The following is a 23,925-nucleotide window of genomic DNA, read 5'->3' as shown; positions in this document are numbered from 1 at the left end:
TCCTCAGGGTGATCAAGCAGCGCTCGGACTGCGTGATCAACATCACCACCGGCGGCGCCGCGACGATGAGCGTCGAGGAGCGGGTCAAGCCGGCGGCGACCTTTGCGCCGGAAGTCGCCTCGCTCAACATGGGCTCGATGAATTTCGGCCTCTATCCGATGCTGGAGCGCTTCAAGACCTTCGAACATGATTGGGAGCTTCCATATCTCGAAGGCTCGCGCGACCGCATCTTCCGCAACACCTTTGGCGATATCGAGCACATATTGCGCACCTGTGCGGAGAACGGCACCCGTTTCGAAATCGAGTGTTACGACATCGGCCATCTCTATACGCTCGCCCATTTCGTCGAGCGCGGCCTGGTCAAGGCGCCGTTCTTTGTCCAGAGCGTGTTCGGTATCCTTGGCGGCATCGGCACCCATCCGGAGGATGTCGCGCATATGAAGCGCACCGCCGACCGCCTGTTTGGGCGGGACTACCACTGGTCGGTGCTGGGCGCGGGCCGAAGCCAACTGCCGATCGCCACCCAGGCGATTGCGCTTGGAGGCAATGTGCGCGTCGGGCTTGAGGACTCGCTGTGGATCGGCAAGGGCCAGCTGGCGAAATCCAACGCCGAGCAGGTGAAGAAGGTCCGCCAGATCATTGAGGGGCTCGGTGCCTCGGTGGCCACCCCTGACGAGGCGCGGCAAATTTTGCAGCTCAAGGGTGGCGACAAGGTCTCTTTCTGAGGAAAACACTAATGAGTGCGGTCACCATATCGGGCGTCGAGAGAGCCCTTGGCAAGGCGAAGGTTATCCACGACGTATCTGTCGACATCGCGTCCGGTGAGTTCGTCATCCTCGTCGGACCGTCCGGCTGCGGCAAGTCGACCTCGATACCGTCGAAACATGGCCGGCGCCTTTCCGCCAGCAGGCGCTGGCCTTGATGGCGGCGGAGCGGAATGACGATCCGGATGCCGCGCTCGACCGTCTCGTGCTCGAGGCGGCGCTGGCCGAGGGAGACGATCAGGCGCTGGCGCGCAAGGTGCTAGCCCGCATCGAAGCCGGTTCGAGCCGGCCGTCCTTCCTGCCGCGCCTGCTCTTGAGTCGGGCCGGGTTTGCCGCCTGCGCTGCTGCCGCGCTCATAGCGGCGACGCTGGCAGGCTACCAGGCGGCGCGGCTGCAGGACGATCCGTCCGATATGGAGCTTCTGGCGCTGGCGTCGGGATCGTCGCTGGCTTATGGCGTGTCCCGGATGATCCGGCAGAGGAGGGCTCGCTTTGAAGCGTTCCCGGATATGGACGGCGACGCTGGTGGTGCTCGCCCTTTCGCTCGGGGTCAACTTCTTCCTGCTCGGCTATGCCTTGCACGGCCTGCGCAAGGGCGCGGCGCGCGCGTGCTGTTGTCGGAGATTGCCAGCACTTATCCGCCCGAGGTAAGGAAGGAGTTCCGTGGCGTGCTGCGCGACAACGGCGCTCGCACCTTCCAGGCACTGCGCGAACTGCGTGCCGCGGGCACCATTGTGGCGGCGGCACAAACAGCCAAACCCTTTGACGAAGCGGCGGTGAAGGACGCGACGGCGGGGTGCGCACCGCCACGACCAGCCTTCAGGCGACGATGCAGGGCTATCTCCTGATGGCGCTGAAGAATGTAACCGCCAAACCTCTGTGGGAGGCTGAGCCGCTACGGCCCTACTGGCGGCACAATCGTCACCGACCTATGTCGATATCCAACCGGCTTTGAGGCCCGATCACGAAGATGGAACAATGCGGCACGACGGGCTTGTCCTGACCTTGCTCCGACGCGAACTCTCGGCTGGCTTGCGCTCGATGCGCCGCCGCGACCTTGCCTGGATCGGGCTTGGTGGCTGGGCCCTTTTTGCCTACGCCATGGCCGACGTCGTTGTCGCGTTGCAGGCCGGGGCGGCCACGCTGCGGCAGGAGCAGGCGCTGTGGCTGCTTGGTTTGCCGAGCGCGCTTCTCATTCTTGGCGGCTTCGCTGGCAACGCGCTCGCCAGGCTTTGCCTGTCGCGCGCCTTCGCGCCTTTCCTGAAGGCTTTGCCGCTGTCGCTTCGGGAGCGCCGGCGCATGGCGGCGGTGGCGGCGTGTGCGCTGGGCGTCCCCATTGTTTTCATCGTCGCAGCAGCAGTAGGCCTTGGCTGTCTCGTCATTGCAAAACCACTGGCACCGACCTGGGGTCTCGGCGCCGCGATCCTGTTTGGCGCCAGCTTCTGTGCGACAGCCGTCCTGTGCCTGCGGAGCGCGCGCGACCTGGTCAACGCCGACACTGCCGATCTGGCAAGGGATCCGGACGGGCGCCGGCCCTTGCTAGGTGCCGTCGATCGTTCGACACCGGCGTGGCTCTCCAGCTGGGCCTGGGATCTACCCGCCGGCCGCATAGTACTTTCGTGGCGGCTGGTGGGAGCAGCCATCCTGTTTGGTTTCGCGACGGTTGTTGCTGCCTCCATCAGCTTCGTTCGTCACGATGCCGTGCCGGCGGCCATGGCCGGCCTGACCGGCGGCCTTCTCGTCTTCATGCTGAGCGCGCGCTTCCATCCGCTGGACTCGCCAGTGCTGCGCACGGCTCCGCTCGGCTTCACCAGGGCCTGGCTGCGCCTGGCGCGGCTGCCCCTGCAATTGTCGGTCGCCTACTTTCTCCTGCCGGCCGTTGCTGCCTTGGCGGCTGAGCCTCGGCCTGGGCGATGCCGCTCGCTAGCGGCTTCTGGCTGCTGGCGCTGAACGGCGCCTATGCGGTGTTTGCCGCCTATTTCATGACCGCGCCATTCGTCGCCGCGCTGAGCTTCCTCGGCGCCATCGCCTACACCAGCTACGAGTCGCTCGAATATGGGCGCACGGTGCTGATCGGCTTTGCCGCCCTTGTCCTGTTCCTGTGGCACCGGGCGCAACGGAGATATCGCCATGGATAGCAGTGTCGATCCTGTCGAGATACTCGCGGTTCGCGGGCTCGGCGCCGGCTATGGGGGCCGACCAGTTGTCGCCGGCATCGGGATGACGCTCGATCGGGGTGACATCCTTGGCCTGCTCGGCGCAAACAGCTCAGGAAAATCCACCTTGCTGAAGGCGATCACCGGTCAGATCCGGCTGCTCCAGGGAAGTGTGGCGATCGACGGCCGCGATCTCGCCAGCGCGCCGGAGCCCGCCAAGGCCGGCTTCGGTCTGGCCATCGATCCGCCTGAACTGCCGGCAGCGCTCACCGGGCGGCAATATCTCCAGCTCGTCGCGTCGATCCGTGGCTGTACGGAGAATGACTGGCCTGGCGTCGAAGTTGTCGAGAGATTGGGGCTGAGGCGCTGGCTCGAACGGCCGATTGCCGAATATTCGCTTGGCACGCAGGCCAAGATTGCCATTGCCGCCGCATTGCTCGGCGCGCCACCGCTGCTCATCTTCGACGAATCCCTGAATGGCCTCGATCCGCTCGCCGCCTTTGAGGTCAAGCGCATCATCCGTGCCATCGCACTGAGGGGGCAGCCACGCGGTCATCATCTCCACCCATATCGTGGAAGCCGTTCCCGGCCTTTGCAACCGCGCGGTGCTTCTGGCCGAGGGCAGCATTGTCCGAGAGTGGGATGCCCGGCAGTTGGCCGAGGCAAGCCACGCGCCCGGCGCTTTTGAGCTCCACGTTATGCAGGCGCTGTCGGAACCCATGAGCTGGCCAAAGAGGTAACGCGGCTTTTTTACCCAGAGGGAACGGCTTTCGGGTGACGTCTGCCTTTGGGTAGTGGCAAAGGCATCCCGAATTAGCGAACGGAGGCGCAAAGCTGCCATTCGTTTCAAAATGAATATGGTCAGCAAATGCTGAATCAGCTTCTTGAGTCAAATTGGGCGAACCGCTTACGCCACGTAGGTCGCCTGCGTGAAAGCCGGCAGGAAGCGACCGCCACCCTTCAACCGCACCATGGCGTACGTGGCTGGGAGAGCGACGGACGGCGACCAGCAGCGAGTTCGCCAGCAGACTGGAGATACAACGTCGAGTGCACGAAGATCAGAAAGGCGCGAGATCTCGCCCAACCGCAGGTCGACGCTCACTTGATGATGCCGATCTTCTTGCGATCAATGGTCACGAATACGGCGCAGACCAAAACCGTACCCTTGACGATATTCTGAAGGTACGGATCGACACCGGCCATGTTCATGCCGTTGGAAAGCAGAGTGATGATCAAAACACCCAGCATGGTACCGACAACACTGCCTACGCCTCCAGTCAATGGTGTTCCGCCGACGACCACCGCGGCTATGACGTCCAGTTCAAGCCCCTCCCCGAGTTGGGCGGTGGCGGCCATGGCGCGCGCGGCTTGTAGCAAGCCGGCAATGCCGCACAAGGCACCGAGAAGCACATACATATAGATTTTCACGCGCGCGACCTGAATGCCCGTTAGAATGGCGACACGTTCCCCACCGCCTATGGCGCGAACCTCGCGCCCGAACACCGTCCTGTTGATGATGCCATACGCGACAACCATCAGCACCAGGCCAACGATCACGGAGTGCGGAATGCCCAAAGTCCGATTGGTATAGACATCAAGGAATTGCTCATCCTCGATCGAGACAGGAGCGCCACGTGTAAAAAGCAGCACGATGCCGCGATAGACCACCATCGCTCCCATGGTTGCGATGAAGGACGGCACCTTGCCTTTGGCCAGGAGAACGCCGTTGATCAATCCGGCAACAGCACCGACGGCAATGGCGGGAATGATCGCCGCGGCGCCAAGGCTGTCAGCTGTCAATGCGGCTGCCAATGCCGCCAGTGCAACAATTGAACCGACCGAAAGATCGATTGAACCGGCCATGATGACGAAGGTCATGCCGAGCGCAGCAACCAGCAGCACCGTGCCCTGTTGAAGCACGATGAGAAGGTTGCTGAAGGTCAGGAAGCGTGGCGAGGCTATCGAGAAGATCACAATGAGCAGGACGAGCATGGCAAGCGGAAAGCCGCGTTTGACGACTTCGAACCTGGCATTGACGCCGGGTTCCCTGGTTGCGTTCGGTCTCTTGGTGGCGATCGAGGTCACGTTCGTTTCCATGGTCAGGCCATATGTCCAATGATGTCATGCTCGGTGGCATCGGCTGCCGTCTCGATGCGATGCGTAATTTGTCCTTGCCGGAGCACCAGCAAACGGTCCGACATACCGATCAGCTCAGGCATGTCTTCTGAAGACAGGATCACGGCGAGGCCCTGCGCCGCCTTCTGCTGAATGATGCGATAGATTTCCGCGCGGGCGCCGATATCGACGCCGCGTGTAGGATTGTTGAGCAGGAGCAGACGTGGCTGGACAGCCAAGCATTTGCCGATCACCACCTTTTGCAAATTGCCGCCCGAGAGCGAACGGCAGGACGCGTCGACGCTTTGCGTCTTGATGCCGAACTGGGCGATGAGGTCACCCGCGATGGCAATGGCAGCGGCGCGATCGAAGAACGGCCCACGATGCGGTGGGCGGGCCATCACCAGATTGTCGAGGAGACTGAAGTCGGCGATCAGGCCTTCATTGTGACGGTCACCAGGCAAATGAGCGACGCCCTGTCGCCAGGCGAAAGTCGGACTCGACGGCGCGTATGAACCATTTGCAAGCTTCATCGAGCCACTGCGCAAAGGCAAGTCGCCGCAAATGGCTGCGAACAGCGCTTCGGCGCCAGCGCCTTTCAATCCGGCAAGGCCGAGGATTTCGCCGGCATGTACATCCAGGCTGACGCCGTCGAGTTCGCGCCCAACGGCGACCTCGCAGGCTTCGAAGACAACAGGACCCCGTCGCGGCTTGCCTGGATCTTTCGGCGGCCGCGGCGGATAGATGCTTTTCGCGAGTTCGCGCCCCACCATGCGGCGATGAATTTCATTGGGCTCGATCTCGGCCCTGCGATAGGTTCCGACATATTGCCCGTCTTTCAGGATCGTCAATTCATCCGCGACGGCAAGCACCTCGTCGAGATGATGAGAGACGAAGGCTACGGTCATCCCCTGCCCTTTGAGTTCGCTGATGACGCCAAGGACAGCCTGAACCTCTCGATGATCGAGATAGGCGGTGGATTCGTCGAGAAGGAGGATTTTCGGATTTGTAGACAGCGCTCGGGCGATCTCGATGCATTTCAGCTCGCCGAGATTGAGGCTGCCTATGTCGGCAGAGACCGATATTTGCGCGCCAATCCGTTCGAGGATCGCTTGCGCCGCCAATTCCATACGCCTGCGATCGACAAAACCGAGAGAGCCGGCGAACTGTCGCAGACGATCGATGAAGATGTTTTCGGCAACGGTCAGCGAACGGTTGATCGTGATTTCCTGGTATACAAGCGACACGCCAAGGGCCGCCGCACCGATAACACTTGGTGGGGCATATCTTGCGTCATCCAACGTCATAACGCCGCTGTCAGGCCGTTCCGCGCCAGCGAGCATACGCAAGGTCGTCGATTTGCCGGCTCCATTTTCGCCGACGATGGCGTGAACCATACCGGGCCGAAGCACCACCGATACGCCATCCACGGCGCGTGTCTGGCCGTAGCTCTTGCGCAGGTCGCTCGCAGTCAGTGTCATGAATTGAATACGCCCAAATGCCAGGCAGGTCCTGCCCGCAACCGTGGGATTGCAGGCAGGTCCAACCGTACGTTCAGTTGCTATATTGCATCTCGAAAACGGCTGGCTTGGCATCCTTGTTGTAGAAGCGGGAGTGCTGCCTGAAATCATATGTCGGCACGCCGCCAGGAAAGTCCTTCTCGAACTGCGCGACGCGATCCTTGGTCAGCGGCAGCAGCTTCAGCTTGACATTGTCGGCGCCCGCGGGAACCGGAATACCCTTGATCTGATCGAAAAGCGCGACAAGGGCGAAGCCGCCCTGAAGCCAATGACCGCCAATATCGAAAAGCAGGTCGCCGGACTTTACCGCATCGACATTCTCAGGGTTGAGATCCATTCCGACGACCATAACGTCCTTGCCGGGCGCTTTCCCGTGATTCTTGAGAGCAGCCATCACGCCGGTCGCAGTGCCGCCGTTCGCAGCCCAGACGCCGGTGATGTCCGGATTGCCCTGGAAGAGCGATTCAAACGCGGTCTGTGACGTATCACGGACGAAATTGCCATCGACTTCGCCGGCGACGCGCACATCGGGCGCTTCCTTGAGAGCGTCTTCCAGCCCCTTGCGACGATCGATGGCGACCGAGGTGCCGGCGGTGCCGTTCACCACGCCGATCACTTTCTTGCCATCCGACCCCGGCTTGATCGCTGCGAACAGCGCCTTGGCCATTTGGTATCCGGCGCCTTCATCGCTCGGCCCGATAAAGGCGATGTAATTGGGGAAACGCTCGGTTTGAGGCGAAAAATCCGGGTAGCTGTCGGTGAGAACGACCGGTATCTCGGCTTCCTTCGCCAAGGTAAGCCCACGAGCGGCAGTGGCCCAATAGGGTGTGAAAACAATGCCGTCAACTTTCTGGGCCACCAGGTCCTCAAGCGACTTGACCATCTGGTCGGGCTTGTTGTCGGCATTGAGCACGACGAGCTTTACCCCAAGCTCATCCGCTCCCTTCTTCATGAAGGCGACATAGCTGTTCCAGAATTGCGCATCCAGGGTCGGCACGACAACGCCGACCGTGGGTTCATCGGCAGCGACAGCCGCCGTTGACAAGACGGCCGCAGCAGCGGCGCCGACAAGGGCCGATTTCAGCTTCGACAAGAAAGACATGGTTCCTCCAACCCGGTTCGCAACAGAGCCAAGCGCTCTGAATCGCTGACTTAATTTCCCATTTTTTGACAAGAACTGCGCACTTGTCAGCGCCAATTGACGACGATTGACGATCATCGCTTATCACATATGGTCAAAATCAGTCAAAATAATTCTAATGAGGCCAAAAGCGATTGGAATTCGCTCATCGCCATAACAAACCAGTGGGCTCGCCGAATGGATTCGTGATATTCGCGATGCTGGGCTCGCCATGATTCCGGCGAGCGTGTTGCTGCACTGTGCGGAGATAGGAACGTGGCAAGGAATGTTCGAAAATCAACGGTGGAAGATATGGCGCCGTCAGCGTCCGCCGGGTCATGGGAAGACGATGGCGGGCGTGGACGGGTCGATCTGATCCCAGCCAAGCGCCATGCTTTCATTCTCGAATGCCTTAAACGGGAAGGAACCGTTGGCGTTCAGGAACTCATCGATCTCATCGGCGCGTCACCTTCGACCATCCGGCGCGACCTCGAGACACTGGAACGGCAGGGAGCATTGGAGCGAACGCATGGCGGAGCAATGCTTCAACGCACGGAACTCGCCACCTTCGAGCCGGATCTCGCCACTGCCGCACACTTCGCCAGGGCTGAGAAGGAGGCCATAGGTGCGGCCATGATGTCGGAACTTCGCCCCGGCCAGAGTGTCATTTTCGACGCAAGCACGACTGTTCTGGAAGTCGCCCGCGCCATCGCGGCTGCACCCATTGCGCTTACTGCCGTCACCAACAGTCTGGCGATCGCGCAGATACTCGCAACCGTGCCGGGAGTACGCCTCGTCATGCTTGGAGGCACCTGCAAGCCGGGTTCCCTAACTCTGGTTGGCCAGCCTGGCGAGAATTTCCTGCGCACCATCCACGCCGATGTGGCAATTCTGGGCACGCATGCCATCACCGGGGACATGCTCACGGAGACCTCGCTCGAGGTCGCGGCGATGAAGCAGGCGATGATCGCCGCGGCACGCCGGGTGGTCGTGCTTGCCGACAATTCCAAATTCACCACTCCCAATTTCTGCACCATCTGCCGCCTGTCCGACATCCACCAGGTCATTACCGATGACGGCATCGATCAGGCCAACCTCACCAATCTTCGGACGCTCGATGTGAACGTCCGCGTCGTGCGCGTCAGCCGTCCGGGTTCTTCAGTTGAGCGCTCTTGAGACTGTCGATATCCGGATCATCGCGGACGACCTGACTGGCGCTCTGGACAGCGCGGTTTGCTTCGCCTCGCCAGGCCACGGTGTCGGCGTGAGCTGGCAACTGGATCGTGCGCTCTCGGGGCGTTTGGCTGTCGATATCGCCACACGTGAGGGTGCCGAGACAACCGCCGTCGCGAGACATTCGAGGTACGCGCCGTGGCTTGCCGCCGGACAACTGAGTTTCAAGAAGATCGACAGCCTTCTGCGCGGTCACGTCATCGCCGAAATACAAGCCTGCATCGTCGAGGGTGGGTACCAGCGCGTTGTTCTGGCACCCGCGTTCCCCTTTCAGGGCCGCGTTACACGTCTTGGGCGTCAATGGCGGCTCGACCGGTCCGAAATGGTAGGTCCCGACATCGTCGCCGGCCTGGGTCAGCGCTTTTCGTCTGGCCGGTCGGTACCGGGCGCGCGGCCGGTTCATTTCATCACACTCTACGACGCCGAAACGGACAAGGACCTGGACGAAATCGTTGCAACGGCGAGCGCGCCGCGGACACTCTGGGTTGGTACGGGCGGCCTGGCTGCAGCGCTGGCACGGCACGTGGGCACGCCACGCATGCCTATTCCGGCATTGCCCGCCCCGTTCCTTGGCCTTGTCGGCACAAATCACGAAGTCACGACGGCGCAGGTGGCCTGCTTTTCCGCCAGCCATGCGGACGCGCATATCGTCGTGGAACGCGACATCGACAAAGCGAAAAGGGATTTGGCGAAACGGATCATGAGAGGCGCGCCATCGGTTGTCACCGTCGCTGCATCGGGTGATCGCCACGCGGTGGCGGATCATATCGGCAAGGTGTTTGCCTCGCTTCTCGACGGCTTGCCACTGCCCGGAACGCTGCTCGTCACCGGCGGTGAAACATTGCGATCGGTGTGCTCCAGCCTGGGCGTCGTCGAACTCACGGTCGAGAGCGAGATCGAGCCGGGGCTTCCGATTTCCAGGATCGAAGGCGGTGTTTTCAAGGGGCTGGCCACAATCTCGAAATCTGGCGCATTCGGCGACAGCGCCCTCTTCTGCAGGCTCGCGACTCCAGCCCATCGCTGATCAGGACCGTCGCCGGCCAAAGGCATGGGGCGGGTCATTCGCGCCGGTCAAATCACGTCCAACGACGGTTCAGCAGCCCGGGGATATGGGCTCGCCCCCCTCGGAGGGGTTGAAAACATGCCGATTTTCACCGCACCGTTGATTACGAATGACCGCGAAAGAAAACTATTGCGCATTGATGGTTATAAGGCTTAGAAGATGCTCACAATTGACCAATTAGAGGCGTTCATGTCTGGTCCAAGACTCGGCATCACAATGGGTGATCCTGCGGGCATCGGCCCCGAGATCATCGCAAAGGCATGCGCACGGCTGAAACCGCGCCTTGCCGACGGATCGTTGTCCCTTCTCATAATCGGCAGCGTCACCGCGATGCGTGCGATGGAGTCGATTTCCGGGCGCATCGAGGAGGAACAGCCGTCGGCTTCGGCCACCGGGGTTTTTCCGCCGCTAGCCATTCTCGAAGCCGGCCCCGAACGCACACCTATCGAGACAGGCGTCTTGTCGGCGGAAGGCGGGCGCCTCGCCTATCTGGCGATCGAAAAGGCCGTTCGCCTGGCGCAGGCCGGTTCAATTGCGGGCATCGTTACGGCTCCCCTCAACAAGGAGGCGCTCAATCTGGCCGGCTATCATTATGCCGGTCACACCGACATGCTGGCAGAACTGACAGGCGCCCGCGATTCCGTGATGATGCTCGCCCATGGCGATTTTCGCGTCAGCCACGTCTCGACCCACGTCGCGCTGGCCCAGGTTCCATCGAAACTGACCGAACCTCGGTTGCGGCGGGTTATCCAGTTGACGGTCGAGGCGTTGCACGGCCTTGGCATTTCCCATCCCCGAATTGCGATTGCCGCGCTTAACCCGCACGCCGGCGAAGGCGGCATTTTCGGCCGGGAGGATATCGACATCACGACCCCGGTCGTCGCCTCCTACAACTCCGCCGATTTTGCCGTGTTTGGGCCTGTTCCCGGCGATACGGTTTTCGTCAAGTTGCGCGCCCGCCAGTATGACGCGGTGGTCGCGATGTATCACGATCAGGGCCATGTCCCGGTGAAACTGCTCGGCTTCAATGTCGATCCCGAGACCGGTGAGTGGAAAGCGCTCTCCGGTGTCAATGTCACGCTCGGCCTTCCGATCATCCGCACCTCCGTCGACCACGGCACGGCCTTCGACATCGCCGGCAAGGGCATCGCCAATGAGGACAGCTTGGTCGAAGCGATCGAGTTCGCGGTCCAGATGGCCGCGGCGAAATCCAACCCTTAGGCGTCGGCACGCCTGCAACGCACGCAGAACCGGATTGAACCATGTCAGCAGAAGAAAAGACATCGTATCTCATGTTGATCAACGGGAAGTTCGTCATCGGCGAAGCTGGCACGCGCTCGGTTATCAACCCGGCTAACGGCAAGGCCTTTGTCGACGTGCCCGAGGCAAGCCCAGACCAGGCTCGCCAGGCGATAGACGCCGCCCGCAAGGCGCAGAAGGCTTGGGGGCTCAAATCGCCTCTTGCCCGTGCGGCGATCATGAAGCGGATCGCGGTCTTGATCCGGCAGAACGCCCGGCATCTGGCCGAGGTGGTGGTCAGGGAACAAGGCAAACCGATCAATGAAGCAATAGGTGAAGTCGGCGGCGCAGCCGAGTTCTTCGACTACTACGCCGAATTTGCCCGTCGCATTCAAGGTGAGATCTTGCCGTCCGACTACGCGGGAGAGCAGGTCTGGATACAGCGTGTACCGGTAGGCGTTGTCGCCGCCATCATTCCGTGGAATTACCCGAGCGCCTTGGTCAGCCGAAAGGTGGCGCCCGCCATGATCGCCGGCGACACCATCGTCCTCAAACCACATGAAGACACGCCGCTTTCGGCGCTCGAAATGGCTCGCATCTTTGTCGAAGCGGGCGTGCCGGACGGCGTGGTGAACATCATAACGGGACGGGGTGAAACCATAGGCGAAGTGCTCTGCACGGAACCCGGCGTCGACCTCATCACCATGACTGGAAGCGTACCGACCGGTAAGCGCATCATGGCGAACGCTTCGCGCAATCTGACGCCTGTTTCGCTGGAGCTTGGCGGCAAGGCGCCATTCATCGTCCTGGCTGATGCCGATCTCGACCTGGCGGTTCGTTCCGCAGCCACGTCGCGATACATGAATTGCGGACAGGTCTGCATTTGCAACGAACGCACGCTCGTTCACCGTTCGATTTACGATCAGTTCGTCACACGCTTTGTGGAATTCTCCAAGTCGCTCGTCGTCGGTGATCCGATGCACACAAATACCGATATCGGCCCGAAAGTCAGCCGTGAAGAGTTGGAAAAGGTCGAGGCGGTGCTTGCGGAAGCCGTGGCGGGCGGCGCGAGGCTTGCTCTCGCCGGTGGGCGCCCGACCAAGGCGCCCGTCGATGGCGGCTACTGGCTCAATCCGACCGTACTGACAGATGTGACGCCTGACATGCCGATCATGACGCGCGAAATCTTCGGCCCGGTCGTGCCGATCATGCCCTTCGACACTTTCGAGGAGGCTGTCAGCATCACCAATGCCAGCAACTATGGCCTGTCGGCCTATCTTTTCACCAATGATCTGGGCCGCGTCATGAACGCCGTCAACGAGGTTTCGTTCGGCGAGATCTACGTGAACCGGATCGGACCGGAAATGCTGCAGGGTTTCCATGTCGGCTTCCGCGAAAGCGGGCTGGGCGGCGACGACGGCGTGCATGGGCTCGAGAGCTACATGCGCAAGAAGACGGTCTACGTGAACTATTCGGGTGCCGCCACGGCGGCATTGATGCCTTACGGGCGCTGAACAGCGCCCAACCAGTACGACCAGCCAGGTCGCCACCCGGCCGCTACGGCCGTTTCATATGATCGGGAGGAATGAAATGCACTATCGTGGATTTATGGCGGCCGCCTTGGCGTTGGCGCTATCGGGACTGGCCGGATCGTCGGCTCTCGCCGATGACACCATCCCACCGGAAGCACAAGCTCTGCTCGAGCCGCTGCCCCTGTCGCCGAGAGGCCAACCCGTCCCAGGCTTCCCGGATGGTCCGCCGGCGGTGTCGCCGGACGTGCTGAAATTCTCCGATGAGGACCTTGCCAAGCTCAAGGCGGGAAAGTTTACCGCTGGACTGGTGATGCACACCATGGATGCCGGCTGGCCTCAGTTGCAGGTCGCCGGAATCAGCAACACGCTCAAGGACCTCGGTATCGAGGTCGTAGGAACCACCGACGCCAAGTTCCAGCCCGGCCAGCAAATCAGCGATCTGGAGCAGATGACCGCCCGCAAGCCGGACGTAATCTTCTCGATTCCGATCGATCCGAAATCTGAGTCCGAAGCCTACAAGAAGGCGGCGGCAGCCGGCATCAAGCTGGTTTTCATGGACAACGTCCCGGTCGATATGGCCCCGGGCAAGGACTATGTGACCGTTGTCGCCTCCGACAATGAAAAGAATGCCTATTTCGCCGCGCAGGAACTTGTCGGGGCGATTGGCGGCAAGGGTGAGGTCGGCATCATCACGCTGGTTTATGACTATTACTACTCCGTCGCGGCCCGCAAGGTCGGTGCCTTGAAGGCATTCGGCGAACATCCCGATATCAAGGTCGCGGATGTCGGCACCTTCACGGCGCCAGAGAAGGCCTACGAGGTTGCCACCGCAATGTTGACGGCGCATCCCGACATGAAGGGTATTTTCGTTGCCTGGGACACGCCCGCCCAGCAAGTCGTGGCCGCGGCAAAGACACTCGGCCGCGACATCGTCGTCACCACGAATGACATTGCCGCGGACAGCGCGCTGAACGTTGCACGCGGCGAATTTCTGGCCGTAGGCGCGCAGCGTCCCTACGACCAGGGCGTCGCCGAGGCCAAGGCGGCCGCGCTTGCGTTGCTTGGACATGACGTCCCGCCATACATTTCGGTGCCGACGTTGCGCGTCAAGAAGCTCGACCTTCTCAGCGCCCTCAAGCTGGTCACCAAGGAAGATGCTCCAGCCTCAGTGGTAAAAATCTGCAACGGCAAGTGCTTCTAGCCCCCTTGTTCCGTCGGCGGGCTCCAACAGTCCGCCGACGCTCCCGAGCGACCGAGAAAATCGTCATGGCCGAAGCGAAAACGTCACCGTCCCAGAACGCGATTGTAGCGATGCAACGCATCAGCAAGTCGTTTGGCGCGAACCGCGTGCTGTCTGATATTTCATTCGAGGTCATGGCCGGTGAAACACACGCGCTGCTCGGCGAGAACGGTGCGGGCAAATCGACGCTCATGAAGATTCTCATGGGAGCCTATCGAACGGATGAGGGCCGCATTCTGTTCGCCGGAGAGGACGTCACCAGCTTGTCGCTTCGCGAGAGGATCGATCGCGGTATTGCAATGATCTTCCAGGAACTGAGCGTCTTGCCGAACCGCTCGGTTGCCGAAAACCTCTTTGTCCTTCGCGAGCCCCTCTCCTTTGGCCGGCGTATCAACAGCAGAAAAATGGTTCGTGATGCCCAGGCTCTGATCGAGCGGTACGCCTTCTCGCTTGATGCTTCTGCGCGCGTGGGCGATCTGGCCTTCGCCCAACGGCAGATGGTCGAGATCCTCAAGGCGATCTCGCGGGGCGCCAAGCTGCTCGTCATGGATGAGCCGACTTCATCTCTGACCATCCACGAGGAAGAAACGCTTTTTCGCACCATCGGTCAGCTAAAGCAGGGCGGAATCGGTATCGTCTACATCAGCCATCGCATGGCCGATGTGCTGCGGCTTTCGGATCGCATTTCGATCATCAAGGATGGGCGACTGGTTGGCCCACTTGATCCGAGCAAGACATCCATCGAGGATATCGCCGCGATGATGTCACGGCCAAGGGGCGACGCACCTTTGCCGACCGCAGCAGCGCCCACAAAACGCCGCCCGGCAACGTCGGTCGGGGCGCCGGCCCTTGAGGTCCGCGATCTAGCCACGTCGCGCAAGCTGTCCGACGTATCGTTCTCGATCGATCCAGGCGAGATCGTCGGTCTTGCCGGGCTTGTCGGCAGCGGCCGCTCGACCTTGGGCAAGGCCTTGTTCGGTATCCTTCCGGATGTATCCGGCCACATCACCGTCGCAGGAGAATCCGTTCGGCTGGGCAGCGTCCGCGGGGCCATCACTGCTGGTGTGGCCCTTGTTCCAGAAGACCGCCGGCTCGAAGGGCTTGTTGGCGGGCGCTCCATCGAGGAGAATCTTGCGCTTCCCCGCCTTTCCGATTTCTCGCTCGCGGGTCCCTTTGGACCGATGGCAAAGGCCCGGATAGCGGCTTTGTTCAGACAATACCGCGACGACCTTAATATCCTGTGCCGCGGTCCCTTACAAAAAGCCCAGGAGCTTTCGGGCGGCAATCAGCAGAAGATTGTCTTCGCAAAATGGCTGGCAATGAAGCCGAAGCTGTTGATCCTAGATGAGCCAACTTCCGGCGTGGACGTCAATGCCAAGCGCGATATGCGCGAGCTTGTGCGCCGCACGGCAGGCGATGGCGTCGCCGTGCTGCTCATTTCTTCGGAACTCGAAGAACTTCTGGATTTGTCCGATCGCATTCTGGTGATGGCGCAGGGGCGGATAACGCGCAGCATGGGCAGCGCGCACGACGAGACTGGGCTTCGCGCGTTGCTGCAGGCCGAGGTCGCCAGACAGACCACAGTACGCGCCCAAGGAGTTGCAGCATGAAACCATCCTCGATGCCGATGAGCGCAAGTGCGATGAATTTTTTCCGCGATCACATCACCTATGTGATCTTCCTGGCGATCACCCTCTATTTCGTCTTGTTCGCCCCCCACTTCGCGTCGGTCTCAACCGCAAGCGCCGTTCTGCGTATCACAGCCATCGTCTCCGTGATGGCGATCGGCATGACGTACGTTATCATCTGCGGTGAAATCGACCTGTCGGTCGGTTCGGTTGCCAGCTTTTCAGGTATGATCGGAGCGTTGCTGCTCGATCAAAGTGTGCCGACCTATGTCGCCGCCCTTCTGGTGTTGGGCGCCGGAGCCGCGATCGGCGCGGTGTCGGGCGTGCTGGTTACAAAACTGCGCATTCCATCGTTTCTTGTGACGCTTGGCATGTTGTCTATCTTCTCCGGACTGGCGCTGACCATCACCGGCACCCGGCCAGTGTCGATCGTCGACGATGATTTTTCGAATCTGTTCTGGAACGGCAGTTTTCTGGGCATACAGGCACCGATCTGGTGGACGATCGTCCTTACGGCTGTCGGCTACTACCTGCTGCATCAGATGCCCTACGGCAGACGTGTCTATGCGACCGGTGGAAATGCTGTTGCCGCGCGCTTTTCCGGTGTGCGCACGGACGGCGTCAAGATTTTCGCCTTTGTACTATCCGGCATGACCGCATCCCTTGCTGGCCTGATGCTCGCAGCCCGCTCCACGGCCGGCAATCCCAGCCTGGGAGCGGGTCTCGAACTGGATGTGATCGCGGCCGTGATCATAGGCGGGACAAGTCTCTTTGGCGGTTATGGATCAATCGTCGGTTCCGTCGTCGGCGCAATCTTCATAGGCATTCTCGGGTTTGGTCTTCTCGTGCTCGGTCTATCGACCAGCATCCAAGAGGTCATCAAAGGAGCCATCATCATCATTGCGGTCTCATTGAACCGCCGTTGAAAACAGCAGCCCGGTATGAAAATCCGAAGATATGTGGCTCCGCAATTCAAGCGTCGATGATCTGTTGATCACAGCGCATTTCGAGAAAAAAGAGAACGTTCTCACTGCATATTTTGGGATGGAAGAGAGCGTTTTTGAGGAAGTCTGTTGAGTGTGTCGCCGCCAGTCCATGCGGTGCTCGGCGAAAACGGCGCCGGCAAATCCACGCTGGTCAAGATTCTCAGCGGTGTGATTGCGCCAAACAGCGGTCAGATGCGTCTCGACGGTGCGGTCTATGCGCCGCATTCGATCCTGCATGCGCGAGCTGGACCATTTGCTGCAGATGGCTGGAGCTAATCGCAGGCCTTATGCGGCATTGGCAATAATGAGGGTGCTACTCAAACGTATTAACCCGCGGACCAACTGGGCGGATCGCCTGAGAGAACATATGGCGGCATTCCCTGTGGCGCCAAATATCAAGATCGGTCACGCGGGCTTCCCCGCGAACTGGACCGATTTGCCGCTATGGAATTAGTGTTGGTCCCCGTCCAAGTGACCGTCTAGGGATCACATATTGAGGACGCGCGCATATCGGCGCGATCGAGTTGGGCAGCTTTTGCGAACGCCGCCTCCCGATCAAGTGGTCCGTGCCAGCGGCCGTTCCTATCTCCGGTTCCAGCCTTGCGTGCCTTAACCCTCGTTGCAAAACCCGCAATCAGCTCGATGGATCCGGCCATGATCGTGGGTCCAGTTCTCGTAGATGTAGTAGTCTATTCCGCCATCCAATCTCGTGACTGCTGGTGTGTTTCAGTAGGCGTACTTGGCGGGCCAGCGCCAATCTGTCTGCGCTTTGCCGAAGCAATTGCTGTAGTCGACGAACTGGCCGGTAGCGATATCGCGGCAAGCCCAAACGAGCTGGCGATATTGGTTGTAGAACTCGTCCCAATCGGCGCCTTGGTAATAATTCGGCCTGCCGTATCCGCCCCCGCCACAGTCGTTATTCGAGCATACCGCAACGGCTGCGCCCACAGCTGCAATGGCGATACCGGCAGCTATCGCCTGATTTTGCTTTCTGATCATGTCGGCGCATTGGACGAGAGTCACGGATCGCCGAACGAGCTCAGCGTAGAGATCGTCCTGAAACTTCGCATCCTTCGTAGAGGATAAGGTTCTACAAAGGGCTGAAGTGCTGACGGCACTCGGGTTCTTGGCTAGTGTCTGTTGCGAGGTCGTGCATGAGGCGGTTGCCAGCGCCAAGGCTACCGCAGCCGAAACTGCGGCTCGTCGACCCATTCTCATTGTAGTCCCCCACACCCCCAAATCGGTCCGCGACCCTCACAGCCGATAATCACTCACTAGCAGAGCGTTTCACACGCCTGCCCGTCGCCATCACGGTCCAGTTTGCCACCCCACGGACAGTTACTGAGATACCATTGAGCCTCGTCGCACGAGCTGATCTGCGAGCATTTCCGCCGCGGCTGGCAGGAATAGCTGCGCGACCTGGCGCCCGACGATGCCTAGGGATTGGCTCACTGCCGGCCTGGCGTTGTCTCCATACCCGGCCCGCCACTCCCACGGCAGTTGGAACTGTCCGACCCACAGGCCGACCTTCGCCGCCTCGGCCTTCGCCTGCTGCGCTGCATAGGCGCCACCGCTGTACTTGGGCCAGTCGAGCGCATAGCCGTTTTCGACCATCCATGCGGCCACACTGGCGCCATCCGCACGCCGGCAGTCGCTCACAAAGCGGTTGTAGCGGTCCCAGGCGATAAAGGTGCATGTGACCGGCCTCGAGGCGGCCAAGAACCCGTCCAGTGCTGCAGCGGCCTTCGCCCCGCACCGGTAGCGAACGCCCTTGGCGTCGTCGCATTGCTGGGCGGACTCGGGGGCGTCGATGCCATTGAAGCGGATGCGTTGCCCATGAATCTCGATCGTATCGCCATCGATGACAGAGGCGACGCCGGCGATCGGCTCCGGGGTACGTCCGATCCAGTTGGAAACGTGAAGGTCAGGGGAACTTTCGCTGTGCTGCACGGCGAACTGCGCGACGAAGGCGGCTGCCGCAGCAACCGTCACGAAGACCAGCCGCTTTGGGATGGCCGCTATTAGGCGGGCACGCCGACGCTGTGCACCTTGCCGTTTGCGCCATTGGTCTGAGCGATTGTCGTATCGGGATTTGTCCATTTACTCGCAGCCTACGCCGTCGTGATCGCCATCCAGCCGGTTGGTGTCAGCACCAGTGATTTTCACAGGACCGGCTACAACCGGATTGTTTCCCTTGCCGCCTGCACAGTCCAAGTCGGCACCACCAGCGGGCGCCACGCGCCGATACGCGTTGAAGGCGGCCACCGCGCGGGCGCCGTCGCCCTCGATGTGGGTGTTGTTGCTGTTTGGATTGAGAGGATCGACGGTCTGCAGAAGCATGTTGGCGTGGTTCGCATCGCCGGCCGCGAGCGTCACCGAGTCATAGTTGTTCAAGTAGTCGGATGTGCAAGCAGAAAAGAGGAGCAAAGCCCCTAAAGACAACACCCTTTGCCAATACATGTGCCCACTCCCCCAGTTTGAAAGAGTTGCACAAGATCCAGCTGCTCGCAACTGCCGGGCGAAATGGCCTGATCAGCTAAGCCATGATTGTCGATAAGATGGCAGGGCGTGCTGATCTGCGCGGCTAGAAATCGAGTAGTAGCCGAATGTAGCCGTATTCGATTGGCCAAGCCCCGGTGACTGCAGAAATCAAACCATAATTTGCCGCGACTAGGATTGCGGCGATGACGTAGTCGCTCCAATTGAATTCCGTGATGAGCCTCCATAGCAGTTTTGATCTTGACGATCTCGGTCCGGACGGTCTCATAGGCTCGCTCTTTGCGGGTGCGCACTGAACATCGATTTCCAATTTCAGGCCTACCAGGACGAGAGTCTTTGCAAGGGAGCCCGCTTTGTTCGGTGTGCGGTCTTAGGCTGGGGCGATGTCAACGCACATACTCTTTAAATCGCCCATTCAGCCAGATCGAAGCCGCTGGGGCAATCCAAAATTCAGGGCTTAATGGAGTTCCCCGCTCTCTACGCGGCGTTTCGAAAGCACGATAAGCGGTCGCTCGATCAAGCGATAGCTCACTGCGCTGACGACGGCCGTCAGGAAAAGCAACGCAAAAAGATAGACAACGCTCGCCAGGGGGCTACGCGACCAGAACGAGCTCAATACGCCTATCAGGCCCAGGTGCCAGAGATACGTGCTGTAGCTAGCGTTTCCGGCAGCCAGCGCCAGTGATGGCGTCCTCAGCTTGCCATCGCGCTCCAGCATCATCGCCGCGCAAAGTAACAACGCGGCAGGCGGACCGAAGCCGTACCAGCGGAACGCATTGATCTCCATGGTGGGGTATAACCAAATAGAGGCATAGAGAAACCAGCCCACGGCGCCCAAGAGCAGCAAGCTCGCCGGCAAGCGGATCCCTGATTGGCATACCGCCGCGACAGCGATCCCCATCACAAATTCCAACATGATCGGGCTTGTCATCGTTTCGGCTGTCGGCCAAACCTGCGATACCAGCAGAAGAAAGACAGCCAGAGCGGCAAAACCCAGCTTGCGGTTTCGAAATATCATCACGATGACAGCAACCAGCACATAGAACCTGATCTCGAATACAAGCGTCCAGCCGACTGGCTGGGGCAAAGGGAAATCGATGAGGAAGAGCTGGCGCGTCCAGGCCCACACGTCAGGTGGCGGCGTGCCCCTCCCGGTCCAGAGCGTGAGAATCATGGACAGCCAGAACAAAGGAAGTATGCGCAGTACGCGCCGGAGCGTGAAACGACCAGCGTCCGCTATCCGTCCGGCATCCTGTCTTCGCTGCGTGATCAAATACATTATCGCCCCACTTATGGCGAAAAAGATATCGACACCAAAATGGCATATGACGTCAGTGTATGGGCGAAGGGGCATGAGGGTATTCTGGCCGGACAGTGCGTTTGCCTCTATGACTGCGTGCCCGAGGACGACCATCCAAGCGGCGATCGCCCGTAAACCCTGGATGGATCGATACGATCTTTTCGGAACGATCATTATGCCTCCGGGACCAAGCCGTCCTGCAACTGTCGAAGCTAAACAGCGGCTTGGCCATTGGTAGGCTCTCGGCCTAGCGGCGCGCATTCAACCGGCCCTGGCGGCCCAGGGGCCGAGTCCCCGCTAGTTGTACCCGAGCAGATGGCGAAGCCCAACTATCGGCAAATAAACGGTCCAAATCATGCCGATGGCTGCGGCAACGCCAAGGCCGATTGCGGGAGCCCAAGCCTTCCAGAGCATCTGGAGCCGCGCCGCTATTTCAGTCAAACTGTCTTCCATGGACGAATTCTCCCCAAGTTGATTCGAGAGGCGAAAATATCAATGAACGCCAAGACTGCCGCGCTTGCAATCGCCGCAAGTGTTTGCATCGCTGGTTTCGCTTATTCGAGCGGTCATAAGGCCGGTCGTGTTTCTCAACTGAAAGACACCGTGACATCCTACAACCGCCGCATGGGGATTAATGACAACGCCAACAGCCTCGGCCGCGTCGATCTCTGCCTGGAGCTTGGTGGCCTACTTGATGAATGCGAGCGCTTAGACCGCTGATCTCCTCAACCGGCTGATTTTCAGCCCTCCCACCTTCATTGCCAAACTCAATGACTGCCCATCACGGCAGAAAGGTACTAGCCATGGACCGCAACTTTGCGCGGGCGCTTGCGCTCGTTCTGAAATCTGAAGGCCTCTGGTCAGACAATCCGGCTGACCCCGGCGGCGCCACCATGAAAGGCGTCACGCTCGCCAACTTCCGCCGCTATGTGAAAGCCGATGCTACCAAGGCCGATCTGCGCAAGATCACTGATGCCCAAGTATCGACAGTATACCGGCGGTTCTACTGGGATGCGACGGCTGGTGCCCAGCTTCCCGGCGGTGTCGACTACGCCGTCTTTGATTTTGCCGTCAACTCTGGGCCGGCTCGGGCTGCCAGTACCTTCAGGCGGTTGTGGGCGTCAGGCAGGACGGTCGCATCGGTCCAGCTACAATTGCTGCTGTAAAGGCCAAGCCGGCCGGCGTTGTTATCGACGCACTGTGCGACAAGCGCCTAGGCTTCCTGAAGCGTCTCCCGACATGGAAAACTTTCGGCCGTGGCTGGTCCGACCGCGTCAAGTCGGTGCGCGCCGAAGCGCTGAAGCTGTCAGCTTTGCCCGACACACCGCCCCCAGTGACTGTCGAGGTGAAGGTGCCGGTCGACAAACCTGTTGTTCCTGAAAAGGTCGAACAGAAAGTCATGGAGAAATCTGGGTTCCTTTCCTGGCTGACCGGCCTCTTCGGCTCCGGCGCCATCGGTCTCGGCTGGCTCGCCGGAATGGACTGGCAGGCGGTTCTCGCGGGCGGCGTTGTCCTGCTGGTGTTCCTGCTGGTCCTGCTCCTGCTTCGCTCCCAGATCGTCTCTGCGGTGCGTCAGATCAAAGCGGAGGTGGGCGGCTGATTGGGTCCATCATAGCGATTATCGCCAGTGTCCTCGGCATCAACAGAACACTCGCCGACGTCATCGCGATAGCCGCGACCATCGCCGTCGCTTCGGGCGCGGTGTGGGGCGGCTACGAACTAATAAAGCACTGGGGCGCCGACGAGGTCCGCGCCAAGATCGAGAAGGACAATCAGGATGCGATCCGCAAAGGCATTGATGCCAGCCGGAATTTTGACAACTGCAATTCTGCTGGCGGGTTGTGGGACTTCCGGCGTGAGCGGTGTTCCAGCCCTCCGGGCGGCGATAGGTAGCAGCCTCGCCGAGGCCAAGGGCAAGACCTTCGAGGATCAGAACAAGATCGACCGCACGATGGCGCCGGGGTGCGCCGTCAAGCTCTACACGGCCGCCGAGTGCGACCGCCACACCAAGGCCAGCGCCGTGCGCCGGGCCGAACTGAACTAGCAGGCGAACACTTCGGCGAACAAGAGCCTGGAAATGATGATCGGCGGGCTCTTGGAGGCCACGCAGAACATGCAGCGGGATATCACGGAGATCCGACGCGATATCAAGGACAGCGATTCCCGTGTCGCCCTGAGCTACGAGCAATCCGAACAGCGCGCTGCCGCCAGCCGGTCGAAGATGTATGCCAAAACCGACGAACTGGTCGACCGCGTTGCGGCCACGGAAACCGCTGTAAGCACGCTCAACGACGACATGACGGGCGTTAAAGCGGTCACTGCCGAGGTGACCCGGTGGAAGCTGATGGGGCTCGGCGCTTTGGGCGTTACCGGCATGGCGGCGGCGGCCCTGGCCTCCCTTGTTACCGCCTATTGGCACGACATCTGGCGCGTGCTGCGGGGCGGGTGACGAAAGCCGTACGTTCGCTCATCGCTTTGAAGGTCGCGCCAGGGCAATCGCTTGAGGCATAGCACTACTCAGTTACAGCTCCCCCGTGTGAGCCTCATTGAAGACGTGGAAATGCCCCTTCGGCGCTGACTGGTAGTTCAAAGCCAGCCGTTCATGCCATTTCGCAAAAACGTCCTTGCCCCGGCGCGGATCGTAGCCAACTTGGCTGTAGATCATATCGCGAAGGCGGGAGCCCGCGAGAATGCGGTAGTTGTCGCGGGCTTTTTCCGAGACGTTCACCCCGGCATCGATGGCGTAATATTCCATGATCGCAAGGCTGACATCAGCCGGGTAGCAGTAATGGATCACGCCCCGGTGCGTCACCTCGATATGGGCAGTTGCCGGGACTTTGCCAACTTTTTCAAGGATCGCCTTTATCCGCTGAATGCGGGGCTTTTGATCGACGTCGTTCCACTGACTGCTGATTGTGCCGATGTGCGCGTTCTGCACATCACAAAGAGCCGCTAGCCCGCGTTGATTGAGGTATGGCGTCCCATCTGAAAGAACGCCCATAATAACGCCGTCGATTTCTCGCTCTTTCTCAACAACGAGAGGGAGGTTGGGCTGATTTCCTTTCGGCCCAATTTGGCCGGATTTCATACCTAAACTATTGATGCAACCAGAGATTCTGGTTACCCTAAGTAACACAACCCGAGTGATTCCTAATGCAGTCTCAAACTGAGAACTGCGTGATACCCGGTTTCCACAGGGCTAGTTCCCAACGGCTGAGTAGCGCCTCGCAACCAACCCCGCCGCCACACGTTGACCTATGCAGTTACTCCAGACCTTGCCCGCTGCCGAGAGGTGGCGGGCTTTTTTGTCGAGCGATTGACACGCTGCCCGGTCGAAGGCAAAGAGTGGCACATTGCGGATTGACAAAGGGGAATGTCGATGAAGAAGACCTATCAGAAGCCCGTTTTCACGAAACGTGAGCGGCTGTCGTCGGTAACGGCTTCGCCCAGCTCATCTGTGGTTTCTTCCGGGACCTAATCAAGCGAATTACAGTTTTGGAAAGCCCGCTGGCTCCGGCCGGCGGGCTTTAT

General features: G+C 60.3%; 25 protein-coding genes and 3 pseudogenes. 20 read left to right on the top strand and 8 right to left on the bottom strand.

Annotated features, from left to right (window positions below):
• The 6 genes and pseudogenes from EN906_RS02200 to EN906_RS02175 all read left to right on the top strand — a co-directional run.
• On the top strand, positions 1 to 725 hold a 725-nt coding region (locus EN906_RS02200; RefSeq protein WP_164777088.1), incomplete at its 5' end, for a 3-keto-5-aminohexanoate cleavage protein.
• Positions 726 to 736: 11 nt separating this feature from the next.
• Positions 737 to 874: pseudogene (locus EN906_RS02195) on the top strand (ATP-binding cassette domain-containing protein); the annotation flags it as partial.
• A 44-nt stretch (positions 875 to 918) separates the two neighbouring features.
• The gene (locus EN906_RS38020; protein WP_236382666.1) at positions 919 to 1,611 is read left to right on the top strand and encodes a hypothetical protein; all 693 of its coding nucleotides are present in this window, start codon (positions 919 to 921) and stop codon (positions 1,609 to 1,611) included.
• Between the two features lie 130 nt (positions 1,612 to 1,741).
• Complete coding sequence (locus tag EN906_RS02180) at positions 1,742 to 2,713, top strand: hypothetical protein (protein WP_236382664.1); 972 nt, start codon at positions 1,742 to 1,744, stop codon at positions 2,711 to 2,713.
• Positions 2,677 to 2,901: a hypothetical protein gene (locus EN906_RS38015; RefSeq protein ID WP_236382662.1), complete on the top strand. Its 225-nt coding sequence runs from the start codon at positions 2,677 to 2,679 to the stop codon at positions 2,899 to 2,901. The genes EN906_RS02180 and EN906_RS38015 overlap by 37 nt, the downstream gene beginning before the upstream one ends.
• A complete protein-coding gene (locus EN906_RS02175) occupies positions 2,894 to 3,607 on the top strand; it encodes an ABC transporter ATP-binding protein (RefSeq protein WP_236382661.1) in 714 nt (237 codons plus the stop codon). Before EN906_RS38015 ends, EN906_RS02175 begins: the two co-directional genes overlap by 8 nt.
• 410 nt (positions 3,608 to 4,017) lie before the next feature.
• Here the strand turns inward: EN906_RS02175 and EN906_RS02170 are convergent, their stop codons facing one another.
• From EN906_RS02170 to EN906_RS02160, 3 genes are all read right to left on the bottom strand, one after another.
• Positions 4,018 to 5,004: an ABC transporter permease gene (locus tag EN906_RS02170; RefSeq protein WP_164748686.1), complete on the bottom strand. Its 987-nt coding sequence runs from the start codon at positions 5,002 to 5,004 to the stop codon at positions 4,018 to 4,020.
• A gap of 14 nt (positions 5,005 to 5,018) precedes the next feature.
• A complete protein-coding gene (locus tag EN906_RS02165; protein WP_164750984.1) occupies positions 5,019 to 6,515 on the bottom strand; it encodes a sugar ABC transporter ATP-binding protein in 1,497 nt (498 codons plus the stop codon).
• Positions 6,516 to 6,588: 73 nt separating this feature from the next.
• Positions 6,589 to 7,656 (bottom strand): ABC transporter substrate-binding protein, encoded by a 1,068-nt coding sequence (locus EN906_RS02160; protein WP_127372127.1) that lies wholly within the window; start codon positions 7,654 to 7,656, stop codon positions 6,589 to 6,591.
• Positions 7,657 to 7,986: 330 nt separating this feature from the next.
• On the opposite strand from EN906_RS02160, the gene EN906_RS02155 reads away from it, so the two are divergent.
• The 8 genes and pseudogenes from EN906_RS02155 to EN906_RS38010 form a co-directional block, all read left to right on the top strand.
• Positions 7,987 to 8,850, top strand: coding sequence for a DeoR/GlpR family DNA-binding transcription regulator (locus tag EN906_RS02155; RefSeq protein ID WP_164748685.1), 864 nt, complete (start codon positions 7,987 to 7,989; stop codon positions 8,848 to 8,850).
• Positions 8,837 to 9,931 carry a four-carbon acid sugar kinase family protein gene (locus tag EN906_RS02150; RefSeq protein ID WP_127268458.1) on the top strand — a complete coding sequence of 365 codons (1,095 nt, stop codon included), beginning with the start codon at positions 8,837 to 8,839 and terminating at the stop codon, positions 9,929 to 9,931. Before EN906_RS02155 ends, EN906_RS02150 begins: the two co-directional genes overlap by 14 nt.
• Positions 9,932 to 10,159: 228 nt before the next feature.
• Positions 10,160 to 11,191 carry a 4-hydroxythreonine-4-phosphate dehydrogenase PdxA gene (pdxA, locus tag EN906_RS02145; RefSeq protein ID WP_206517092.1) on the top strand — a complete coding sequence of 344 codons (1,032 nt, stop codon included), beginning with the start codon at positions 10,160 to 10,162 and terminating at the stop codon, positions 11,189 to 11,191.
• Positions 11,192 to 11,232: 41 nt separating this feature from the next.
• A complete protein-coding gene (gene aldA / locus EN906_RS02140; RefSeq protein ID WP_127271243.1) occupies positions 11,233 to 12,723 on the top strand; it encodes an aldehyde dehydrogenase in 1,491 nt (496 codons plus the stop codon).
• A 76-nt stretch (positions 12,724 to 12,799) separates the two neighbouring features.
• Positions 12,800 to 13,942: a substrate-binding domain-containing protein gene (locus EN906_RS02135; protein ID WP_164748684.1), complete on the top strand. Its 1,143-nt coding sequence runs from the start codon at positions 12,800 to 12,802 to the stop codon at positions 13,940 to 13,942.
• 65 nt (positions 13,943 to 14,007) lie between these two features.
• Positions 14,008 to 15,591, top strand: coding sequence for a sugar ABC transporter ATP-binding protein (locus EN906_RS02130; RefSeq protein WP_127270101.1), 1,584 nt, complete (start codon positions 14,008 to 14,010; stop codon positions 15,589 to 15,591).
• A complete protein-coding gene (locus EN906_RS02125) occupies positions 15,588 to 16,535 on the top strand; it encodes an ABC transporter permease (RefSeq protein WP_127270099.1) in 948 nt (315 codons plus the stop codon). Before EN906_RS02130 ends, EN906_RS02125 begins: the two co-directional genes overlap by 4 nt.
• Positions 16,536 to 16,700: 165 nt before the next feature.
• Positions 16,701 to 16,817: pseudogene (locus tag EN906_RS38010) on the top strand (ATP-binding cassette domain-containing protein); the annotation flags it as partial.
• 504 nt (positions 16,818 to 17,321) lie between these two features.
• On the opposite strand, the gene EN906_RS02110 reads toward EN906_RS38010, so the two are convergent.
• The 4 genes from EN906_RS02110 to EN906_RS02090 all read right to left on the bottom strand — a co-directional run bounded on the left by EN906_RS02110 (position 17,322) and on the right by EN906_RS02090 (position 20,568).
• Positions 17,322 to 17,594, bottom strand: coding sequence for a hypothetical protein (locus tag EN906_RS02110; protein WP_127270097.1), 273 nt, complete (start codon positions 17,592 to 17,594; stop codon positions 17,322 to 17,324).
• 339 nt (positions 17,595 to 17,933) lie between these two features.
• Positions 17,934 to 18,695 (bottom strand): thermonuclease family protein, encoded by a 762-nt coding sequence (locus EN906_RS02100; RefSeq protein ID WP_127271248.1) that lies wholly within the window; start codon positions 18,693 to 18,695, stop codon positions 17,934 to 17,936.
• Complete coding sequence (locus EN906_RS02095; RefSeq protein WP_127271250.1) at positions 18,696 to 19,055, bottom strand: calcium-binding protein; 360 nt, start codon at positions 19,053 to 19,055, stop codon at positions 18,696 to 18,698. It abuts the gene before it with no gap.
• A 496-nt stretch (positions 19,056 to 19,551) separates the two neighbouring features.
• A complete protein-coding gene (locus EN906_RS02090; RefSeq protein ID WP_164748683.1) occupies positions 19,552 to 20,568 on the bottom strand; it encodes an acyltransferase in 1,017 nt (338 codons plus the stop codon).
• A gap of 141 nt (positions 20,569 to 20,709) precedes the next feature.
• On the opposite strand from EN906_RS02090, the gene EN906_RS02085 reads away from it, so the two are divergent.
• The 6 genes and pseudogenes from EN906_RS02085 (at position 20,710) to EN906_RS02065 (ending at position 22,843) form a co-directional block, all read left to right on the top strand.
• Positions 20,710 to 21,114 (top strand): hypothetical protein, encoded by a 405-nt coding sequence (locus tag EN906_RS02085; RefSeq protein WP_127271253.1) that lies wholly within the window; start codon positions 20,710 to 20,712, stop codon positions 21,112 to 21,114.
• An 83-nt stretch (positions 21,115 to 21,197) separates the two neighbouring features.
• On the top strand, positions 21,198 to 21,560 hold the full coding sequence (locus tag EN906_RS38905; protein WP_306663780.1) for a glycosyl hydrolase 108 family protein: 363 nt from the start codon (positions 21,198 to 21,200) through the stop codon (positions 21,558 to 21,560).
• Positions 21,533 to 21,607, top strand: a pseudogene (locus EN906_RS38900) (hypothetical protein); the annotation flags it as partial. The gene EN906_RS38905 and the pseudogene EN906_RS38900, both read left to right, overlap by 28 nt.
• A 69-nt stretch (positions 21,608 to 21,676) precedes the next feature.
• Positions 21,677 to 21,994 carry a hypothetical protein gene (locus EN906_RS38895; protein WP_306663782.1) on the top strand — a complete coding sequence of 106 codons (318 nt, stop codon included), beginning with the start codon at positions 21,677 to 21,679 and terminating at the stop codon, positions 21,992 to 21,994.
• A 255-nt stretch (positions 21,995 to 22,249) separates the two neighbouring features.
• Positions 22,250 to 22,438 (top strand): hypothetical protein, encoded by a 189-nt coding sequence (locus EN906_RS02070; RefSeq protein WP_127271255.1) that lies wholly within the window; start codon positions 22,250 to 22,252, stop codon positions 22,436 to 22,438.
• Between the two features lie 33 nt (positions 22,439 to 22,471).
• Positions 22,472 to 22,843 (top strand): DUF1515 family protein, encoded by a 372-nt coding sequence (locus EN906_RS02065; protein ID WP_127271257.1) that lies wholly within the window; start codon positions 22,472 to 22,474, stop codon positions 22,841 to 22,843.
• Between the two features lie 72 nt (positions 22,844 to 22,915).
• Here EN906_RS02065 and EN906_RS02060 read toward each other — a convergent pair whose 3' ends face one another.
• Entirely contained in the window at positions 22,916 to 23,482 is a 567-nt protein-coding gene (locus EN906_RS02060) for a hypothetical protein (protein ID WP_127271259.1), read from the bottom strand.
• Between the last annotated feature and the right edge of the window lie 443 nt (positions 23,483 to 23,925).

It is taken from the genome of Mesorhizobium sp. M7A.F.Ca.CA.004.06.1.1 (assembly GCF_003999135.1).
In the GTDB taxonomy this organism is placed as follows: domain Bacteria; phylum Pseudomonadota; class Alphaproteobacteria; order Rhizobiales; family Rhizobiaceae; genus Mesorhizobium.
Note: the sequence above shows the minus strand (reverse complement) of the source record. Positions and strands in the feature narration are given on the sequence as shown.

Coding starts and splice junctions, on each gene's coding strand:
- EN906_RS02130 (WP_127270101.1), top strand. CDS start 14,008: ATGGCCGAAGCGAAAACGTCACCGTCCCAGAACGCGATTGTAGCGATG.
- EN906_RS02095 (WP_127271250.1), bottom strand. CDS start 19,055: ATGTATTGGCAAAGGGTGTTGTCTTTAGGGGCTTTGCTCCTCTTTTCT.
- EN906_RS02085 (WP_127271253.1), top strand. CDS start 20,710: ATGGCGAAGCCCAACTATCGGCAAATAAACGGTCCAAATCATGCCGAT.
- pdxA (WP_206517092.1), top strand. CDS start 10,160: ATGTCTGGTCCAAGACTCGGCATCACAATGGGTGATCCTGCGGGCATC.
- EN906_RS02180 (WP_236382664.1), top strand. CDS start 1,742: ATGCGGCACGACGGGCTTGTCCTGACCTTGCTCCGACGCGAACTCTCG.
- EN906_RS02160 (WP_127372127.1), bottom strand. CDS start 7,656: ATGTCTTTCTTGTCGAAGCTGAAATCGGCCCTTGTCGGCGCCGCTGCT.
- EN906_RS38015 (WP_236382662.1), top strand. CDS start 2,677: ATGCCGCTCGCTAGCGGCTTCTGGCTGCTGGCGCTGAACGGCGCCTAT.
- EN906_RS02065 (WP_127271257.1), top strand. CDS start 22,472: ATGATGATCGGCGGGCTCTTGGAGGCCACGCAGAACATGCAGCGGGAT.
- EN906_RS02165 (WP_164750984.1), bottom strand. CDS start 6,515: ATGACACTGACTGCGAGCGACCTGCGCAAGAGCTACGGCCAGACACGC.
- aldA (WP_127271243.1), top strand. CDS start 11,233: ATGTCAGCAGAAGAAAAGACATCGTATCTCATGTTGATCAACGGGAAG.
- EN906_RS02175 (WP_236382661.1), top strand. CDS start 2,894: ATGGATAGCAGTGTCGATCCTGTCGAGATACTCGCGGTTCGCGGGCTC.
- EN906_RS02090 (WP_164748683.1), bottom strand. CDS start 20,568: ATGATCGTTCCGAAAAGATCGTATCGATCCATCCAGGGTTTACGGGCG.
- EN906_RS02135 (WP_164748684.1), top strand. CDS start 12,800: ATGCACTATCGTGGATTTATGGCGGCCGCCTTGGCGTTGGCGCTATCG.
- EN906_RS02060 (WP_127271259.1), bottom strand. CDS start 23,482: ATGAAATCCGGCCAAATTGGGCCGAAAGGAAATCAGCCCAACCTCCCT.
- EN906_RS02155 (WP_164748685.1), top strand. CDS start 7,987: ATGGCGCCGTCAGCGTCCGCCGGGTCATGGGAAGACGATGGCGGGCGT.
- EN906_RS02100 (WP_127271248.1), bottom strand. CDS start 18,695: ATGGACAAATCCCGATACGACAATCGCTCAGACCAATGGCGCAAACGG.
- EN906_RS02125 (WP_127270099.1), top strand. CDS start 15,588: ATGAAACCATCCTCGATGCCGATGAGCGCAAGTGCGATGAATTTTTTC.
- EN906_RS38905 (WP_306663780.1), top strand. CDS start 21,198: ATGGACCGCAACTTTGCGCGGGCGCTTGCGCTCGTTCTGAAATCTGAA.
- EN906_RS02110 (WP_127270097.1), bottom strand. CDS start 17,594: ATGATCAGAAAGCAAAATCAGGCGATAGCTGCCGGTATCGCCATTGCA.